This is a genomic window from Halomonas sp. TP35 (assembly GCF_052375975.1).
GTDB lineage: Bacteria > Pseudomonadota > Gammaproteobacteria > Pseudomonadales > Halomonadaceae > Vreelandella > Vreelandella citrativorans.
In genome coordinates this window covers 1-18,544 of sequence record NZ_JBQSUZ010000023.1, presented here as the reverse complement: position 1 = coordinate 18,544, position 18,544 = coordinate 1, and the positions used below count along the sequence as shown (strand labels likewise).

Genomic DNA, 18,544 nt, shown 5'->3' with positions numbered 1-18,544 from the left:
TCTATCAGTCCGAGGGTAAATCGGTGACAGATACTACCTGGTTGCAGCTCCTAGGCTGTGAAAGATACTGATGACAGCATGCTGTCATCAGAGGACACATCATGAGGCACGGTAAGCGTCATAATCTTGTTTAGTTGCTGAAAAATATGGGATAGGTTTAGGGTCTTTGCGGTGCCTACCCTTACCTGGTGTTTGGGAATGGCGAGATTCTGAAGCTGATAGGTGGTCCTGAGGAGAGCGAGATAGTGTATGGATGCTACAAAGGTAATGGGGGTAATCGGTGCGATCGCCGTTTGGGTGCTCCTCTGGAAAGCACTGCCTGTGCTCTTTGAGCGGGTTGGCATGGTAGTGGTGCGCTTTCTCCCTCGTCGTGGAAAGCAGCACGATCAAGAAATTGTTCGTAGGGGGCTGAGTGTGAGCCGTGAGGGAATTCTTCGGTCAGCGGCTCTGATCGTTGTGGGAATGATTATCTATATGCCTACGCACGTCAGGTTAGGAGGAAACTCCATGACTGACTTCGCGTATCGGTTTGTATGGGAGCTGGGGGGAAGCCGCGACGGTTGGCATGCTATTGAACCTGCTATGAACATACTGATTGGCCAGGTGGTCGTAGTGGTTGTGATATCAGTATTGTTGGCTGCTACAGCACCATCGAAAAATGGATGATTGCGAAAAATATTTAGATATTAATTAATGTAATAATATTCAGTAACTTTAATTGAGTGGCTTTTTATAAGATCTCTTAGCGAATTTGCTTCACCTATAACTTCAGAAAAGTTGATTCTTGCGTTAGAAGATTCACTTTCTCCATTTTCGATATCTTCTTTAATGTTAAAGTCGTAAGGTTTTTCATGTACATCGACAGCTGTTTTGAATTCAGGAGGCTGCGTGCTATCGTATCGCGGGGGGACGTGCCCCGGACATGCTTTCAGCCCGAGCCGATTGTAAAATGCTCGCTACCGCTACCAAGCAACTAACCGACCAGCACTGGGAAAGGAGAGCGACATGCCATCGACAAATATTGGAATCAGCGATGCCCATCGCAAGAACTCGGCCAAGATACTCAACAACGTGCTATCTGACGTGTTCGTGCTCTATACAAAGACACTATGCTGCCATTGGAACGTCCAAGCTTCCGACTTCCGGGACCTTCACCTTCTTCTGGAAGATCAGTATCGCACCTTAGCCGGTGAGATCGATATGATTGCCGAGCGTGCTCGCGCGCTCGGAGAGCGTTCTACGGGTAGTATGGCGGGCTTTCATGAGCACACCCGGATTCATGAGTTCGACGAGCACAAGGACCTGCCCGACGCGAAGGGTATGTTAGGCCAGCTGCTCGAAGACCATGAAACAGTCATTCGAGAGCTACGGGAGCAGCACGGAAACGTCTCGGATCGTCAGCATGATATCGGAACGACGAGCTTGTTCGAAGACCTGCTGGTAACGCATGAAAAAATGGCGTGGTTCCTCAGGTCCCACCTCTAAATTTTTGTCCTTATTGTCCAGATCGCATCACAGGATAGCCCGACACAGCCTTAGCCACGGCCTAACTAGCTGTGCGGATGCGGTGGCGGGCCTTTTCGTCCTGGATTCATAGAATAACCGCAGCACTTTGGACAGCACGGTGGAGGCAGGAGGGCCAGCGCCGGTACCCTTCTCGGCTCACCGACCAAAGTGATGCAGAGCATGGGATACCGACAGCTGACCCAGATCCAACGATACCAGATCCACGCCCGCTATGACTTGGGCATGAGCCAGCGGCAGATCGGCAGGGAGTTGGGCCTCCACAGCAGCACGATCAGTCGTGAGCTGCGCCGCAACGCGACCTCCGATGGCTATGATCCCGAGCAGGCTCAGGCTCTCAGTGACCATCGGCGCCGTACCGCCTGGAAGTGGACAAAGCGCCTGCCGAGCATGATTGCCGCCGTTGTCGGCCGGCTGCGTGAGGAGTGGAGCCCCCAGCAAATCAGTGGCTTCACAGCGCCATTGGCCGGCGTCGGCGTCAGTCATCAATGGATCTACTCCTTGATCTGGGATGACAAGGCACGGGGTGGTGATCTCTGGCGGCATCTCCGTCAGCCCAAGCGTCGCAGCAAGCACCGCGTCCAGGCCAAGAGCGCTGGGCTGGGCAAGATCCCCAACAGGGTAGGGATTGAGCGCCGCCCCGCTGAGGTCGATGACCGGCGTTTCATCGGCCACTGGGAGGGCGACACCGTGATCCATGGGCACAAGCAATCGGGCTTGGTTACGCTGGTCGAGCGTCGCAGCGGCTATCTGCTGGCGGCACGACTGTCCAAGATCTCGGCGGAGCTGACACAAGCGGCCATGATCCGCCTGTTGAAGCCTCGTCGGGGAGCTGTCCAAACTATTACTCTGGACAATGGCTCGGAATTTGCCGGCCACGAAGCCGTGGCCAAGGCGGTGACGGCGTCGACGTACTTCTGCGACCCCTACTGCTCCGGGCAGCGTGGGACCAACGAGAATACCAACGGCCTGATACGGCAGTACTTCCCCAAGGGAACGGACTTCCGACAGGTCACCGATACCAAGCTGCGCAAAGTGGTCATGAAGCTGAATGACCGCCCCCGAAAACGGCTCGGCTATCGAACACCGGCGCAGGTGTTTCTGGGGGAATACTCAGGAGCCCTAGATACCGCAGGTGCTGCGCTTATTGCTTGAATTCAGGGATGTACCTATGAATATATTCGTCAGAATAGCAGTCATATTCCTTACTGAAAGGGCTGACTTCCTTATCAAAAATCCTGCTGGGGCGGTGAAGAAGATTTCCTGATTCGTCTCCACTTTTTAGCTCCATGCTGAAATTGGCTCCTGTTATTTTTTCAAAGCTATAGTTATAAATTTCAACATAAATAGGGTGTGATGGAGGGCATAACCTGGCACCTAGATCTCTATTGATCTCGGCTTTTATTTTTTTTCCATCAATGAGCAGTAATGCTAATGCGACAATCATCGCAGTGATAAATGTGGTGCCTACGATCCTCGAAAAAAATAAGGCCGTTTTCGTCATTTCTATTCCACATGTCTAAAAATATTATCAAGCATAAAATCCATCTTGCTTAAGAATGGCATTTAACGCAATAGGATGAGGAAAGGGCGATGGCGTGCTACACACAAGGTCATGAGTTCCAGAAGGTAGAAAATGGGTCGTTTTCTTTACACGCGCCGCCCTTCTCTCCAGGGCGGCTTTTTTTGGTGGTTTTCCGTAAAGAAATCGCGTAAACCTATCTACGTACAGAAAAGGAAGGTTTGTTTTCTATTAGGGCACCATAGTGAAGAGAGGCATATGATCATTGGCTATGCGAGAGTCAGCACTCAGGATCAGAATCCCCAATTGCAAAGTGACGCTCTTCAGGACGCCGGCTGCGAGCAGGTCTTTGAGGAACGTGTCACCGGAACCAAGCGGGATCGCCCCGAGTTAGAGACGTGCCTGCGTACCTTGCGTACCGGTGACACCTTGGTGGTATGGAAACTCGATCGCTTAGCTCGTTCACTCAAAGACCTGGTAGAGCTGATCCACGATATGAGCGAGCGCGGTGTAGGCTTCCGATCGCTGACCGAGGCTATAGATACCACCAATGCCGGAGGCAGGTTGGTATTCCATATCTTCGGTGCTTTAGCCGAGTTCGAGCACAGTTTGATTCGGGAACGAACCTTAGCTGGTCTAGCAGCGGCCCGTGCTCGGGGCCGCAAAGGTGGGCGCCGTCCGGTGATGTCATCGGCGGACGTGCGTAAAGCTGCGGCGATGCTCGCCGATTCCAATATCACTAAGACAGAGGTTGCTAGGCATTTTGGGGTTAGTCGCGTGACATTGAATGCTGCCTTAGAGCGTGAGGGCTTGGCTGAGGTAGTAAATCACCCTAAATTCAGGTCGCAGTGATTAGCCTTATTTACTGATTTCCGTATTTTTCCATAAGCAAGTCTCTTATCTCATCGGTCATCTTGCGGCCTCGCATAGCGCAGTCAGCTTTGAGTTTGGAATGCAGCTCAGTCGGGATGTCGATAGTGAGGCGTTTCATGGGCTCTTTGGTTGGCTCCTGTTTTCTGGAGCCAACCCAGGCATCCATTGCTGTATCTTCAGCTGCTTTCTTGGCTGAAGGCTTCCCGCCGATAGACACTCTTTTGTTGCTCATTTGAAACGCTCCTGCAGTTCTGACACAACTGCTTCGATCTCCTGAGAAGCCACTCCGTCTCGATCCTGTTCATAGACGGCCTTACCAACAGCCGCGGCTTCAGCAAAGACCACACGCTGTACGACGCTGGCTTCGAGCGTCGGCAAGTTATAAGCCTCCAGAGCTTCACGAACGTCACGCCCGATGGCGGTGTTTGCAATTTTACGGTTAATTACAAAAAAAGATTTAATGTTTTCTTTAAATACAGAAGCCTCTTGGATGAGCTTTACTACCTCGTCAGCCGCCCAGATGTCGTAGGGCGATGGTTGTACAGGAACCAGCACCACGTCACTCGCCATGATGGCGGATCGGGCGAGGTCTGTGACGCGAGGCGGTCCATCGATCACGATATGATCATATCCTTCCCCTACTACAGAGAGCTCCTTATGAATGCTGGGCTTCGGTAGACCAACGACTGCAAATAAGGGATCCCCCTCTCGAGCAGCAGCCCAGTCTAGGGCACTACCTTGCGGATCTGCATCGATCAACAGCACTCTTTGTCCGGTCCGTGCCAGTGCGGCGGCGATGTTGACGGAAAGTGTTGTTTTACCGACACCTCCTTTTTGGTTGAGCACTCCGATAATCACAAGCGTTCCTCAAAACAGTAAATACGTATTTCAGTAAAATCGTAAATAAGAGGAAAGTCAACCACATTTCCTATGGCTCGTCTTTGAGGCTTCTTAGTTCTACATCATATGCTATACTTGTATAGCAAAATGCCTAATGGAGGGCTTAAATATGTTGGCGTTGCGCCTACCAACCGAGATTGAAGAGCGCCTTGAGGCTCTGGCGAAGGCAACTGGTCGCACTAAGAGCTTCTATGCTCGTGAGGCCATTCTGGAACACCTTGAGGATCTCGAGGATATTTATCTAGCCGAGAAGACCTTAGAACAAGTGCGTCGTGGTGAGATGGCGACCCATAGCTTAGATGACGTGGAGCGAAACCTTGGCCTGGCGGATTGAACTCACGGACGAAGCGGTCAAGCAATTAAGTAAGATCGGCCATACGGACGCTAAACGCATCCGTGACTACCTGCGTGGACGCATCCAGCCACTGGACGATCCTCGGCAACTTGGTAAACCACTGGCTGGCCAGCTGGGTGAGCTATGGAGGTATCGGGTAGGCAACTACCGGGTCATCGCTAGTATCGAGGATCAGGAAATCTGTGTCTTAGTGGTACGGATCGGACACCGTAGCAAGGTTTATAGGTAGAACATGGATCCTTTATTTACGCTTTTAAGGAAATAAAGAAAAACATTAGATTCACAAGTCGGCCATTTTTTGGCGTTGAAGTATCGACAAGGCTGCTCTAGGGCGTCATACGCTCATGTGGCTGCCTGTCACGATCTAAATGCGGTAATCTGAATGTAATCAAAGGCTAGGTGAAGAGCCAGGCTCAGTACCCTAGAAAAACAAACCCCCGGATCTTCCATGCTATGGCAGGCGGTGAAGATTCGGGGGCCAGAAACGCCTAAGGAGGCGAAAATCTGTATGAACAGTATACCCCGACTTCAAATGGTGTGCATCTCCTCCTGGAACTTGGTCGGAGAGGCAGCATGAACCAATCCCAGCGCAGATATATTGAGAAGAACGCCAAGCCGGGAGAGAGCTACGAGCAGGCTTCTGAACGCCTGCTCGGCTTCCAAGCTTCTAGTAGTTCTCATAAAACTCAAAAACCAGAGCAGAGCGTTAAAAGTAAACGTTCTGCTCTGGTTCCTGAACGTCATGCCCAGAGTGATTTCTTCATCGCTGACATATTGGACGCTAGCCCAAAAGACGATACTGCAAGCATGGAACATCCCTTGTTTGCTTTACGTGCCGGCAACCACAAGATTAGAAGCTATCAACATGGCGATGTAACTCTTGTAGTGAAGCCAGGGCATGATGGTTGCGCGACAATTCATGACAAAGATATTTGGATTTACTGCATAAGTCAGCTTATGGAATCTATAAACCGGGGCAAAGACTCTCTTAGTCGTGTAGTACGCTTCACAGCATATGACTTCTTAGTGTCAACAAATCGTGACACTAGCGGAAGGGCATATCAACGTATGGGGGATGCATTAGCACGCTTAAGTGGCACAAGGATTGAAACCAACATTGAGACTAAAGGGAAGCGTGAGCGAAGAGGCTTTGGGCTGATAGATTCTTGGAGCGTCATCGAGCGCAACTTAGATAATCGAATGGTTGCTGTTGAGGTAACACTTCCTGAATGGCTCTACCGCTCGGTTGAATCCAAGCATGTACTAACCTTAAGTCGTGATTATTTCAGGCTGAGGAAACCTCTCGACCGCCGCATCTATGAACTAGCTCGCAAGCACTGTGGTGCACAGTCAAAATGGAGCGTCAGGCTCTCTACATTGCATTTGAAAAGTGGGAGCCAAGATAAACGATTCAAGTTCCGTGCTGCTGTAAAGGAGTTGGCTGAAGAAAATGCGTTGCCCGATTATCGTGTCAGCTTTAATTCTGAGAATGACTTAGTGACGTTCTATTCACGAAAGTCAAAAGGGAATCAAGCGCAACTGAAAGATCTTTTGGGAGATAGGTGAGAGACACGTGCTTTTAGGGATGTTTTTCTTTGAATGGCTATCGTGCTTTTAGGGATGCTCAGCCTGTGAATAGGCACGTGCCTTTAGGGATGCTCAGCCTGTGAATAGGCACGTGCCTTTAGGGATGCTCAGCCTGTGAATAGGCACGTGCCTTTAGGGATGCCCCTATCGTGCCTTTAGGGATGCTGATCGTCTTCAAAGCCTCGTGGTTGCTGGCCTCCGAAAATCGTAACGCGCGCGCGCTTTAACTAAAACCTTTTAAACCTTTAACAAAGATCGCCTACCCTTCGCTTCGCTCGCCCAGCCCTTCGGGCTGCCTAATGATGATGCGCCAAAGGCGCACTAAGAAGCGGCTTTCGAGGTGCTTCGCACCTGCGCCGCACTATGGTGGACGGTCTACGACCGTGCAAAGAACAATGGCAGAGCTCTTAACCCCATGTTTATCAGAAAGGTATTAAGCTAAATCTGGGTTTTTAGGTGGGCGTTAGCAACTCTACAGCTTCAAGCACTATGCATTGCCAGTTACCGCTCGCAAGCTCGCTGCATCGGCCCGGGAGGGCCGATTTGGCTATTTTCTGCGTGCTTATCCCGCACTCTCAAAACTCAAGAATAAGAGGACAATCTTGAGCTTCAGACATTTTCAGCTGGTTTTTGACCCCAAAAAGCCGATTTTAGCAGGCCCGGCTCCCCTTCGATTTCCCCTGCTTCGCTTTCTAGCTCTCCTGAGCCTCCAGACGGGCCGATAACAGCTCAACCTTAACCTATGCCTTAGTTTCACCCTTTTCGGCCTCCTGGGCCTTCTTGGGGGTATCCTGAGCCTGTTTTTTCAGCAGAGGCTAGCTTGCCACGTTGTTCGACCAACGCCTGTTTGTATTATTCCGCATCGGTTCTGCGGGCCTGTTGCTCATATTGGAGGCCTGGACGTGCAGATCGTCATCGGTGGTCTGGCGAGCGTCTTGCCCCCGCGAAAAGGGGGTTTAGCGAGTCAAAACCACCACATTCACCAATCCTATTCCGGCTATTTTCTGCGCGGTTATCTCGCACTCTCAAGAAACTCACGATAAGGCGAATAGCCTTGAGTCCTCCTACCATTAGTGGAAATCATGGCTGAAAAATAGTTACCGAAAATTGGTGTAGAAAATTCCGTGGGGACGCTCGTTTCTAATCACACGAACCATTGTCTTGTGTTTGAGGAGGCTGTTCAGTTCACGCTTGAAGCGCGAAATAGGTAAGTCAACTCCAGGCTGAAAGCCCCTATATGCTGCTAAGCCTTCTTCAGAGCAGAGCCAGCAAAAATGGTTTTTGACATAGCTAGACTCGTAATCTTTAGCCCTGTCCGGTGATAGCCACCGTAACAACTCATTTATACGTTCATGTAGCAACTCCAATCGAACTAAAGCTTCCTCTTTATTTTGAGGAGGAGGAGAGATAATTCTTGGAGTCACGTTTGGCCGGGGGCGGCGCTCTTCTTGTAGGCTGGCTTGTTTCCAAATTGGCTCAAAGTGTGCGATTCGGTTTCTCAAACGATTAACCAAATCTAGCCTGGCATAGAGAGCGTCCTGATTGGCAGTCCTGTTCCAATGAGAAACCTGTCGGTGACGATGCCCTACTACAATATGGGGAAGCAGATTTCCCCAAGGGAGGCTTACATCAAGCATCTTTGGCCAAAATCCAAAAGACATTTGTGACACTACATCATTCGACGATGGCGTTGGGTGCTTAAGAACTAAGCGTTTATTAGGTCCACGTCCACGGTATCTATGTGTAACCTTCTTAATTTTGTCTAACGATTTCTGAGGTAACCTAATGTGATTGTACCAGTCATTGGCCCCTGGACTGCCGACGGAGGCTGAGGTGTAGCTATGTTGGCTAAGTGCCATATGAAACCGGTTGCGCATGACGACCTCTGTTATTGAGATAAGTCTGAATAGCGCACCGGAAATCGCTTCGTTCCAACAGTAGATGCCATATAGCTCTTGTGGGTCCTGGCACTGAAAGAAGCCCTTGTAACTTGAAAGCCTTGCGTGCGAGATGTCCAAATGGGTTTGCTGAATGTTAGTAGGTTGCATCAGTTCTCTATATCCCCTATAATTTTCCTTGTAGGCACTTGGGCAAACCTCTTTTTTGCACTCGCTTCGGCCAGGCTAAAAGATCCAAGATGCAATGATACGATTTTATCAAAAGGGCTTCTCATATGAGAAGCCCTTTTGTTTTTCAATAAGTTAGACAACTATTGAGGAAAGAACGATAGTCGTAGCAGCAGCGCTGCTACTCCCATCAGAGGTCAAATTTGGCATTGAGAAGGAAGCGCTAATTAAATACACAAGGTGCTGTTTTATTTATTTTTTCTCTAGATTTTTGAACTTACTAGGCTGATTTGCTAGAGCGTCGTCTAGTTCTTTCCACGTCAGGTTTTTCGAAGAATTCCCTCCTTTCAGATCCAAAATAATTTTTCTCAGTTCGGTTCTGTTTGCATCTGTTTCTCTGTAGCCATTTCTGGCCAGCCAATCATTAAGCTCATAATCTTGATTGGTATTAATAAAATCATTGTCTGATTTAGACATAGTATTGTTTTCCCTATCTTTTTGGGTTTATGTACTCGTAAAAATGGAGTAGCTTTCACTAATCCTCACCTCTCTTGTAGCAGGGGTGAAAAGCTAAGGCAACCTAAGCAGGTTATGCAAATCATTAGCTTTGAGGCTCTCTGGTTGTAAACCCCATAAAATTCAAGATAATAAGGGTATATAATCTTGAATTTTGGCCTTTTTAGGCACAAAAAATAGGCTCTTTATCGTCGGTCATATTGATCTGTCCCTCCGCTAGGGGATGTACCCAGGCATGAATGCATCGTCACTCCAATCACGGTAATGATCAGAAAAAATGCTAGCTCTTTCCATCCACCTTTATGCATTTGTAACTCAATTTAATTAATGTTTTGGCGCATCACTTCCATCTCTTTCATGCAGCTTTCCTGAGTCGAGTTAGCAAAACGCTCTACGGTTAGTCTGCGCATTCCTGCATCTTCAGGGTATTGGTTAAACTGGTAAGCGAGCTCTACTATTCGGTGAAATGCTTCGTTGTGGCCAACCTGTTCCAGCATATCTTCCTTGGGAGCACCGTTTTGCCGCAGCTGCATAATGCCTTCGGCTCGATTATGTATATTTTCGCATATTTCTTCGTTACTTATATCGGATCTTAGTATTTGCTCACCCGCTTCTTCCACGGTCTCTGCGTTCGCTTTAAGGGCAATGAAAGAAATCAAAACGACGGATAATTTAGCACTAAAATTCAATTTAATTCTCTCCGGTTAAGGTTAATAAGGCCCAGTGGGAGCGAAGCTGCAAAATGCGACATCTGTTTTTTTTGAACTGGATCTGCGTAAAAATCACTCACCTGTGAAATGGTTTATATAGCGATTACCCATTGATGATTCAGGGAGTTGGAATGTTGTCACAGGATCAGACTTTTGATGACAAGGACGTATGGAGTCTGCTTGCTGATGAGCTTTCCTTGCTCCCGGGTATGACCGATACGGGTCGTTTAGGATTTGCCATTCAACTGAAATTCCGACAAGTACACGGGCATTACCCTGAATCAATAAACGAATTTCCTTCAGGTATTGTGCACACTATTGCTGAACAGATCGGATGCGCTTCTGTATCCCTTGAAAACTACCCGCTTCAGGGGCGGCAGGCCCAGCGGCACCGACAAACTATTCGTCGCTATTTGGGCATCAGACTCCCCAATAAAAACGATATAGCACAGCTCACCGCCTGGTTAACCGAATTTATCCTCCCATTCAATCCGCAAGCTGTACACGGTAGTGAACTTGTCACTGACTGGTGTCAGGAGCAGCAGATTGAGCGTCCCGCAGCTGATCACCTGGAGCGAATTATTCGTTCAGCCGTACACCGGTTCGAAACAGAACAGCAAAACATCATATTTACCCGACTTTCACTCGACTGTAAGGTTGCCATCAACCATTTACTGTCGGCCGAAGAACCGGGCACTGCCAGTGTGATTGAAGTCACATTGAGCGGCCTCAAAGCTGACCCGGGAAGGCCCAGTCTGGAGAACGTCCTTTCCGTCATCTCTCAGCTAAAATGTCTTGATTCCGTTGCGTTACAGCCGAATATTTTCCAGGGAATAGCCCCTAAATTCATCATGCAGTTTCAACAACGGTGTGCCAGTGAATCGATCAGGGAGCTTCGTCGACACCCTTCGGCGATCCGTTACAGTATGGTGGCCATGTTTTGCTGGCGTCGTCGCCAACAGCTGACCGATGCGTTGATTGAGATGTTGATGGTGCTGATCCATAACCTCGGCACACGGGCAGAAAAAAAGGTCGATAAAAAGCAGTTTGCGGCGTTTAAAAAAGTCAGGGGTAAGGCGCGTCTGCTGTTCCGTATGGCCGAGGCCACCGTTGACCAGCCGGATGGCGTCATAAAGGAGGTGGTCTATCCTGTGGTCTCACAGAAAATGCTGCAAAATCTGGTCGATGAATTTAAAACTCTGGGGGTAGATACTGAGCAGGAAGTTCAGGAATCCATGCGTTCCTCTTACGGTAGCCACTATCGCCGAATGTTGATGCCGGTACTGGACCGACTTGAGTTTCAGTCTGGTAATGCCCTGCACCGACCCGTTATTGACGCCATTCAAATTATTAAGGCAAACAGGGCCAACAATCAGCATTTCTATGCGGTGGGTGATGTGCCTGTTGACGGTATTATTCAGAAAAAATGGCGGGATATTGTCATCGTCCAAGGCAAATCCGGTGAAGAACGGATTAATCGTATCAACTATGAAATTTGTGTTTTACGGGCTTTACGTAAGAGTCTGCGTAACAAAGAAATTTGGGTCACAGGCGCTGACCGTTATCGTGATCCGGCAGAGGATCTCCCTGCCGATTTTGCTACTAATCGGGCCTATTATTATTCCTTGTTGCAGGCTCCCACTGATGTGACAACCTTTATTACTCAAATCAAAGACAGGATGCGCCACTGGCTCGGTACGCTAAATGAAAGCCTGCCAGATAATCCCAAACTTCGCATCAGGGAACAGGGGAAAAATCGTATCCACCTGACTCCGTTGGGCAAACAGATTGAGCCCCCCAACACAGCAGCACTGAAGCAGGAGATTGGCCAGCGCTGGGCCGATCTGGAGTTGATAGACATACTCAAGGAAGTGGATTTACGAGAGCATTTCTCGTCGTTATTTCGCACATCTGCCAGTCGGGAAGTTCTTGAACCAGAGGTATTGCAACGCCGCTTGTTGTTATGTCTGTTTGGCCTCGGTACTAATGTAGGGCTGAAACGCATCGCCAGTCAGCAACCCCGCGTCAATTATGATGAATTGCGTTACGTTAAACGGCGATTTATTCAAAAAGATGCTTTGCGCTCAGCGATTTCACATATCGTGAACGGTATTTTCAGCATTCGCCAGTCTGCCATTTGGGGGAATGCGACAACATCCTGTGCCGCAGACTCCCGGAAGTTTGGTGCCTATGATCAAAATCTGATGACAGAATGGCATGCCCGCTATGGCGGGCGTGGCGTGATGATTTACTGGCATGTGGATACGCACTCAACGTGTATTTATTCACAATTACGCCGCTGTTCTTCATCTGAGGTGGCTGCCATGATGGAGGGCGTTCTGCGTCACTGTACCGACATGGAAATCAACCACCAGTATGTGGACAGCCATGGGCAAAGTGAGGTGGCCTTTGCGTTCAGTGATGTGCTGGGGTTCGATTTACTGCCCCGTCTGAAAGCGATCGCCAGACAGAAACTGTATGTGTGTGAAAAAGAGGATGCACAGTTGTACCCGCACCTGACCCCGATTTTAACTCGGGGGATCGACTGGGAGCTTATTGCACAACAGTATGACGAGATAATCAAATATACAGCGGCACTTAAAGTAGGAACGGCCGAACCCGAGGCCATATTGAGGCGATTCACCCGCAATAACATCCAGCACCCAACCTATAAGGCATTAGCGGAGTTGGGCAAAGCGATTAAGACCATCTTCCTCTGTCGCTATTTGCAAGATGAGTCGCTGCGTTGTGAAATTAATGCGGGCCTCAACGTCGTGGAAAACTGGAACAGCGCCAATGATTTTATTTTTTATGGTGAGCACGGTGAATTTACCAGCAACCGGACAGCGGATCAGGAGATATCGATGCTGTCATTGCATCTGCTGCAAATTAGTCTGGTCTATATCAATACATTGTTGATCCAGAATGTGCTGTCGGAGCCGACCTGGCGTCAGCGAATGACTGAAGAAGACTGGCGTGGTCTGACGCCATTGATATATCACCATGTTAATCCGTATGGCCGAATAGAGCTGGATATGGATCAGCGGCTGCCACTTGCTGCCTGATGTCTGTGGCAAGATGGATAAACGTATGCTGAGTTATCTCATTTTCGCATAACTCCTATTTTTATTGGAATTTCTGCAAAACAGGTAGTAAACATGGCTGTTCCCACAAACAAAGACGAATTGCTCAAAGCGATAGATTCAAACTTCAATAAACTCATTAAAGAATTGCGTGGTGTCCCGCTGTCGGTGGTCAATGAACACAGCTTGGATGGACATGCCAAGGGAACCCAGATGAGTGTTGCCAATCTTACCGCCTATCTGGTCGGGTGGAATGAATTGGTCTTGAAATGGCTCGACCGGGACGCGGCAGGTGAGCCGGTCGATTTTCCCGAAACCGGCTTCAAGTGGAACGAGCTGGGCCGCCTCGCACAGAAATTCTATCGCGACTATGAGGGCACCCCTTATCCTGAACTTATTGAGCATCTGGCAGCGGCAAAAGCCCGGATTGTATCGTTGATAGAGGCTCTTAGTAACGACGACCTATATGGCCGCTCATGGTATGAAAAATGGACGATGGGTCGCATGATTCAGTTCAACACGGCATCGCCTTACGCCAATGCGCGTGGACGGTTGCGGAAGTGGCTGAAGACAAAAGACATGTCGCATAAATCCTAAGTTTTGCGACTAATCAGGAAATCAACGAAAGCCTGGCTATTTTGTGTCGCAAAAGTATGGTGCGAAAGTCTATATTAACGATACATATTTGCGACAGATTGACTTGAGGTAAAGCCATGCTGATTGGTTACGCTCGCGTTTCGACTGACGACCAACATCTGGATGGTCAACGGAGTGTTTTGCGTGCAGCTGGATGCCAGCTTATTTATGAAGAAAAGATATCCGGTGCCAAACGAAAACGACCTGAGCTTACGCGCTTACTCGAGCATTTACGTGAAGGAGATATCGTGGTTGTCAGCCGACTGGACCGCCTGGCAAGGTCAACCCAGGATTTGCTGGAACTGGTCGACATATTTCAACATACCAGTGTAGGTCTGCGTTCTCTGGCTGAACCCTGGGCCGATACAACATCACCATCCGGAAAGATGGTTCTCACAATCTTTGCTGGTATAGCTGAGTTTGAGAGAGCACTGATCTCTGAACGAACCAGTGCAGGCCGACACGCAGCGAAAATGAAAGGAGTACGCTTCGGCCGCCCGATGAAATTAAGTGTTGAGCAGGTAGCTTTGGGGAGGAGACTCATTTCAGAAGGTCGCTCTGTTCGGGATACAGCCCGGATCCTTAACTGTCACCATGCAACGCTTTATCGTGCACTTAACAATGTAGTGGGCCTGCCTGACGAAGAGTTAGATACTGTACAAATCGTTTTTGATACAAATCGTTAAAGCCAGATGTCGCATTTTGCAGCTTCGCTCCCACTGGGCCAATAAGGTAATTATGATGTGGCCTGTTTAGGCCGGGTTTTCCCCGTTAAATAGAACTCGTTGATCATCCTTGCTCTGTGTTTGCAGAGACGTCTCGCGGTTCTATGGCATTCAGGCGATCCGCTAACGCCTCTGCCCGCACTTCCGCTTTGGTTTTGGCCTTATCGGCCTCCTGGGCGCGATTCTGGGCGTCCTGAGCCTGCTTTTCGGCAGCCGTGAGCCGTTCCCGCCATTCGTTGCGCAAATCGGCCATTGCCTGTTTATGAGCGTCGGTGTCGGCTTTACGCCCTTGCTGCTCAGATTTAAGCGCTTCCAGACGCTCTGCCGCCTGCTGTTGTCCAGCTTCTAATTTGGCCATGGCCACCGCCTGGGCGCGCTCAGCGTCGACCCTGACCTTCTCGGCAGCTTTGGTGTCCCGCTGGGCGTCCAGGCGGGCGCTGTGTTCCTGATCGCGCTGTTCGGTGAGCGTGGTGATGCGGTTGCGAGCCTCGGCCAGCTCCTGGCGAGCGTCGTCGCGCTGCTGTTCAAGCTGCTTCACCTGGGCGCGAAATTCCTCGATCAAACTGCGCGCTTCGCTACGGTCGCGCACGGCCTCGTCTCGTTCGGCAGTTACCTGCTCAATTTGCTCTCGCAGGGCATCGGCTTCGGCTTCCAGGGCTTCACCGGTTTCCGCGAGTTCATCAGCTGTCTGGCGGGCGTCGAGGGCATCCGCTTCAGCCTCCGCCCGGGCCGCGGACGCCTGGCGTTCGATTTCTTGGGCGAGCGCGCCGGCGAGTTCATCCGGCAGTTTGGCCGATTGGCGTTCAGCGGGGGCCTGGGTGGCCTTCCAAGCGGTGAGGTGGCGGTGGATGGTATTGGGAGAACCGGTGCCGATTTCGGCCCGAATAGCCTGGATGGTGGGCTTTTCACCGCGCCCTACCAGGGCGTCAGCGGCGTGGGCGACAATTTCAAACGTGATGCCGGGGCGTGCCATATCGTATCCCTCTTAGGTGTATCGTATTATGTATTTCATATTATATTTTATATGATACAAAGTACAATACAAAATATGGTGTTTATACGATTGATAGGCACAAAAAAAATCGCTGAGGAGAGGTTTTAGTATTCACAGAGTCTACATTTCAGGCGATTGATGCATAAGAGCATCACTTGAGCATGCTGCGTGAGGGGATCGGTCGCGAGTATGCCTCTGTTTTTGTTGTAGTGAGTTTTGTCTATCAGATTTGAGGTCATGCGTAACCACTTTCCTCGATGTGTGCAAGGTACACAATCACGTCCTTATAACGGCCTTGGGAGACCAGGGCTGCTGCGGTCAGGTTGCCAAGAGCCGCGATGGGGTAGTTTTGGTACCATGCCTGTGCGGCTCCTCGTGAGCCTGCCCACGGCTCGACTCTGTCGAGGATGGTTTGAATCTGTTCCTGTTGGTCACGATGACGTGCCCAAACGAGGCCGGCGCCGAATAGCAGCAGAGCGGCAAGCAAGATGCCTAGCGGAAGCAGAGCGACTGTCATATTAGGTGGCCTCCATGGATAACTATTTAACAGCATATCGTGAGACCGCTAGGGGCGGAAGCGAGCGAGCTTACGGGGGCGGCCACCCGGTGCTCCAGGGCTTGGGCCAGGCGGGTTGGGACGCGTCCAAGTGCCGCGCAGATGCGGCTCCCAATCCGGCCAGCGCCCGAGCGCTGCAGCGAGTACGCCGGCAGTCCGCCAGTAATCGTAGCGGCTCGCAGGGGCTAGCTCAGCCGTCTCGACTTTCAAAAACCACTGTAAATGCTTAACTTTCCACTGATACGGCTCTTGGATATTCCAATGTTCCTCGATGCGACGGGCAATGCGTTGGCCGCGGCGAATATGGGCCTTCACGCCACCATTCTTGCCGGGCTGTGCGCGTCGTAGTAAGACCTCAATGCGGGTAGGGTTGGTGGTTGTCATCGGCTGCTCCCGACATAGCTAACCAGCACATCAACCCGGCCGTGGCCGAGTTCGCTGGAAATGGTCGTGCGTGCTAGGTGATCTAGGGCTTTGGGAGCCAGGCGTTTGCCGTTCACCGCCGGGGCGGGATAGCTGGTGATTTGCTCGTAGCGTTCACAAGCATACGCTGCACGGGCGTCGTGATAGCCCGGCAGGCTGTGCTGTTGGAGCACAGCGCGAGCCTGAGCGATCTCTCCTCCCCGGCTAATGGCGAGTTGGGCATAGCTTTCGTGGGGGGCGATGAGATTTCTGCTGTCCTCGGGACGGGCGGCAAGGGCATTCTCCAGTACCTGCCGCTGGGCATCACCGACCGGGATCCAGCGATCGGCGTTCCTGCCGCCCTTGGTGCCCTCTTGAATGTTGATTGCGCCGTGGCGTGCGGCCTCCCTTGACCATCGGGAGAGGTCTGCTTTGATGGCCTCTTCACGGCGCACGCCGAACGCTCGGGCAAGTTCGAGAACAGCAGCGGCGCGGGGTAGGCCCGTTTCACGCAGCGCATCGCCAGCGTTCTGTACGCGGGACGCGTCCAGGGCAGCCGGCTCCTCGGTTCTGACATTACTGCGTTGGCCAGCGTATTCTCGGGGGGATATCTGCACATAACGATCCCCGCGCAGCGCGGCGAACACCGTATTTACAGTGCTAATGCGGTTTTGCGCCGTGGCCACCGAAAGTTCCCCAGCCTCAACCTGGCCCTCTACGTACTGGGCATAGGCGGTCGCGAGCTCGCGACTGTCGGCCTTGGCAATATCGCGGATGCCCTGCTCACGCGCCCATGTGGCAAACGATGACCAACGGCTAGCGTGTGCTGCAACCGTGCCGTGATGCCCTTGCCCATAATGGTCGCGGAGCGCGGCTTTGGCCGCATATTCCATTTGTTTTCCATACCCGAAATTACGTCCACTGGCGTAGCGTCCCACGGGCTTTCTCCTATGCGGTTGTTGGTCTTTTCTCCCACGTTTTCCCACCTTAGCTTGGTAAGTGAAAAACCGATTTTTAAGGCTCGGTCGGGCCCGGGGAGATCTGTCGTAACGAGACAGAAACGCCGGCAGGTAACGCCTGGCCGGGTAGGCGATCATCGGGTGTCCTCTGTACACGACCGCGGTGAGCATAGCTCGGCGGGAAGGTCGTTGAACGAATGGCAAGCGTCCGGTACAGATCGGGAGGTGTAGCCGCCTCAATGCCGTGCTGAGCGCAGGCCTGCCCGCCAGGCAGGTGGTCGAATGACCGCGAACAGCACGTCATAGAGAGGGTTTTGGTGAGGGTATTGGTCGCTCCTGGAGGTGGCCGTGAGCGATTCTTCCCGACCCTGTGGCCCGCTGTGGCGGGCCTTCGAGCCGGGCAGAATCGTCGGCGCAGATGCGCCGTCTCTGTGCGCTACGCGACACAGAGACGGCGCGCTAATGACGGCAGCTACTTAGTCGCAAAGGCAGGCAATGTTGTAGCGATCTCAAGCAGGTCTTTCACTTCAGCTGGCGATAAATAGCCAATGACAATGACAATAAAATGGCTGAGAGAAAGGGATAACTAGAGTCGTGTACATCGACGGCTGGTAGCTATGAGTTAGCAGCGGATCATCAGATGGTTGCACAGGAGCTGGTTATGCCACATCAGGATATGCGACAAGCGTGAAGGCGCTGCATGGCAGGCCGATTTATGAAAGTCGACAGCAGCTGCTGCGACGAATTTAGAGTGAAGGATCGGTTATTTTGAGAGGCCGATACCTCTATACCCCTCATCAAGAGGTGCACTCTATTTCTAACACACCACAAAAGTATCGGGAAGTTGTGTGGCGAATTCTTTGCAGTGAGCCGGAGTCACCGGGCGTGAGGGCAAAACGGTGACAGATACTACCCAGTGGCGATGGGGAGGGCTCGAGAGGCTGTCAGGCCCGCTGAAAATGGGGTTTTGCAAGCCTAGTCTATCAGTCCGAGGGTAAATCGGTGACAGATACTACCTAGCTCAAGCAGGGTGGGGCTGCCTGCTTCCCGAAAACGGTGACAGATACTACCTGGTGGCGATGGGGAGGGCTCGAGAGGCTGTCAGGCCCGCTGAAAATGGGGTTTTTCAAGCCTAG

Annotated in this window: 21 protein-coding genes; 10 read left to right on the top strand and 11 right to left on the bottom strand. The window is 51.0% G+C overall.

All coding sequences use genetic code 11. From position 1 onward, the window contains the following. Nucleotides 1-249 precede the first annotated feature (249 nt). From ACT3RU_RS17290 to ACT3RU_RS17280, 3 genes are all read left to right on the top strand, one after another. Nucleotides 250-666, top strand: a complete 417-nt coding sequence (locus tag ACT3RU_RS17290; RefSeq protein ID WP_444629030.1) for a hypothetical protein — start codon at nt 250-252, stop codon at nt 664-666. Between the two features lie 339 nt (nt 667-1,005). After that, nucleotides 1,006-1,485 carry a Dps family protein gene (locus tag ACT3RU_RS17285; protein WP_125749534.1) on the top strand — a complete coding sequence of 160 codons (480 nt, stop codon included), beginning with the start codon at nt 1,006-1,008 and terminating at the stop codon, nt 1,483-1,485. Nucleotides 1,486-1,686: 201 nt separating this feature from the next. After that, on the top strand, nt 1,687-2,679 hold the full coding sequence (locus ACT3RU_RS17280; protein WP_082021262.1) for an IS30 family transposase: 993 nt from the start codon (nt 1,687-1,689) through the stop codon (nt 2,677-2,679). Here ACT3RU_RS17280 and ACT3RU_RS17275 read toward each other — a convergent pair. Continuing rightward, nucleotides 2,669-3,028, bottom strand: coding sequence for a hypothetical protein (locus tag ACT3RU_RS17275; protein WP_444629029.1), 360 nt, complete (start codon nt 3,026-3,028; stop codon nt 2,669-2,671). The genes ACT3RU_RS17280 and ACT3RU_RS17275 overlap by 11 nt on opposite strands. Nucleotides 3,029-3,160: 132 nt before the next feature. Between ACT3RU_RS17275 and ACT3RU_RS17270 the strand changes: the two genes are divergently transcribed. Next, complete coding sequence (locus ACT3RU_RS17270) at nt 3,161-3,898, top strand: recombinase family protein (RefSeq protein ID WP_483392945.1); 738 nt, start codon at nt 3,161-3,163, stop codon at nt 3,896-3,898. A 10-nt stretch (nt 3,899-3,908) separates the two neighbouring features. Here ACT3RU_RS17270 and ACT3RU_RS17265 read toward each other — a convergent pair whose 3' ends face one another. Both ACT3RU_RS17265 and parA read right to left on the bottom strand, forming a co-directional pair. Beyond that, a complete protein-coding gene (locus tag ACT3RU_RS17265) occupies nt 3,909-4,151 on the bottom strand; it encodes a plasmid partition protein ParG (protein WP_483392944.1) in 243 nt (80 codons plus the stop codon). Then, nucleotides 4,148-4,777: a ParA family partition ATPase gene (parA, locus tag ACT3RU_RS17260; RefSeq protein WP_483392943.1), complete on the bottom strand. Its 630-nt coding sequence runs from the start codon at nt 4,775-4,777 to the stop codon at nt 4,148-4,150. The genes ACT3RU_RS17265 and parA overlap by 4 nt, the downstream gene beginning before the upstream one ends. Before the next feature lie 151 nt (nt 4,778-4,928). On the opposite strand from parA, the gene relB reads away from it, so the two are divergent. The 3 genes from relB (at nt 4,929) to trfA (ending at nt 6,740) form a co-directional block, all read left to right on the top strand. Beyond that, a complete protein-coding gene (relB, locus tag ACT3RU_RS17255; RefSeq protein WP_483392942.1) occupies nt 4,929-5,153 on the top strand; it encodes a type II toxin-antitoxin system RelB family antitoxin in 225 nt (74 codons plus the stop codon). Further along, nucleotides 5,119-5,403 carry a type II toxin-antitoxin system RelE family toxin gene (locus ACT3RU_RS17250; RefSeq protein WP_483392941.1) on the top strand — a complete coding sequence of 95 codons (285 nt, stop codon included), beginning with the start codon at nt 5,119-5,121 and terminating at the stop codon, nt 5,401-5,403. Before relB ends, ACT3RU_RS17250 begins: the two co-directional genes overlap by 35 nt. A 344-nt stretch (nt 5,404-5,747) precedes the next feature. Further along, a complete protein-coding gene (gene trfA, locus ACT3RU_RS17245; protein WP_483392940.1) occupies nt 5,748-6,740 on the top strand; it encodes a plasmid replication initiator TrfA in 993 nt (330 codons plus the stop codon). Nucleotides 6,741-7,858: 1,118 nt separating this feature from the next. Here trfA and ACT3RU_RS17240 read toward each other — a convergent pair. The 3 genes from ACT3RU_RS17240 to ACT3RU_RS17230 form a co-directional block, all read right to left on the bottom strand. Further along, nucleotides 7,859-8,809, bottom strand: a complete 951-nt coding sequence (locus tag ACT3RU_RS17240) for an Abi family protein (protein WP_483392939.1) — start codon at nt 8,807-8,809, stop codon at nt 7,859-7,861. A gap of 270 nt (nt 8,810-9,079) precedes the next feature. After that, entirely contained in the window at nt 9,080-9,304 is a 225-nt protein-coding gene (locus tag ACT3RU_RS17235; protein WP_483392938.1) for a hypothetical protein, read from the bottom strand. Nucleotides 9,305-9,663: 359 nt separating this feature from the next. Then, nucleotides 9,664-10,032 (bottom strand): hypothetical protein, encoded by a 369-nt coding sequence (locus ACT3RU_RS17230; RefSeq protein WP_483392937.1) that lies wholly within the window; start codon nt 10,030-10,032, stop codon nt 9,664-9,666. Nucleotides 10,033-10,166: 134 nt separating this feature from the next. On the opposite strand from ACT3RU_RS17230, the gene ACT3RU_RS17225 reads away from it, so the two are divergent. The 3 genes from ACT3RU_RS17225 to ACT3RU_RS17215 all read left to right on the top strand — a co-directional run bounded on the left by ACT3RU_RS17225 (nt 10,167) and on the right by ACT3RU_RS17215 (nt 14,458). Beyond that, nucleotides 10,167-13,118, top strand: coding sequence for a Tn3 family transposase (locus ACT3RU_RS17225; RefSeq protein WP_226716588.1), 2,952 nt, complete (start codon nt 10,167-10,169; stop codon nt 13,116-13,118). A gap of 93 nt (nt 13,119-13,211) precedes the next feature. Continuing rightward, nucleotides 13,212-13,733, top strand: coding sequence for a ClbS/DfsB family four-helix bundle protein (locus tag ACT3RU_RS17220; RefSeq protein ID WP_192536319.1), 522 nt, complete (start codon nt 13,212-13,214; stop codon nt 13,731-13,733). 116 nt (nt 13,734-13,849) lie between these two features. Continuing rightward, the gene (locus ACT3RU_RS17215; RefSeq protein ID WP_192536320.1) at nt 13,850-14,458 is read left to right on the top strand and encodes a recombinase family protein; all 609 of its coding nucleotides are present in this window, start codon (nt 13,850-13,852) and stop codon (nt 14,456-14,458) included. Between the two features lie 103 nt (nt 14,459-14,561). Here ACT3RU_RS17215 and ACT3RU_RS17210 read toward each other — a convergent pair whose 3' ends face one another. The 5 genes from ACT3RU_RS17210 to ACT3RU_RS17190 form a co-directional block, all read right to left on the bottom strand. Further along, the gene (locus ACT3RU_RS17210) at nt 14,562-15,470 is read right to left on the bottom strand and encodes a DNA-binding protein (protein WP_483392936.1); all 909 of its coding nucleotides are present in this window, start codon (nt 15,468-15,470) and stop codon (nt 14,562-14,564) included. A gap of 256 nt (nt 15,471-15,726) precedes the next feature. Beyond that, nucleotides 15,727-16,008 (bottom strand): hypothetical protein, encoded by a 282-nt coding sequence (locus ACT3RU_RS17205; protein ID WP_483392935.1) that lies wholly within the window; start codon nt 16,006-16,008, stop codon nt 15,727-15,729. Between the two features lie 48 nt (nt 16,009-16,056). Beyond that, on the bottom strand, nt 16,057-16,431 hold the full coding sequence (locus ACT3RU_RS17200) for a hypothetical protein (RefSeq protein ID WP_483392934.1): 375 nt from the start codon (nt 16,429-16,431) through the stop codon (nt 16,057-16,059). Next, nucleotides 16,428-17,387, bottom strand: a complete 960-nt coding sequence (locus ACT3RU_RS17195) for an integrase domain-containing protein (protein WP_483392933.1) — start codon at nt 17,385-17,387, stop codon at nt 16,428-16,430. The genes ACT3RU_RS17200 and ACT3RU_RS17195 overlap by 4 nt, the downstream gene beginning before the upstream one ends. Nucleotides 17,388-17,463: 76 nt before the next feature. After that, complete coding sequence (locus ACT3RU_RS17190; protein WP_483392932.1) at nt 17,464-17,712, bottom strand: hypothetical protein; 249 nt, start codon at nt 17,710-17,712, stop codon at nt 17,464-17,466. Nucleotides 17,713-18,544 lie beyond the last annotated feature (832 nt).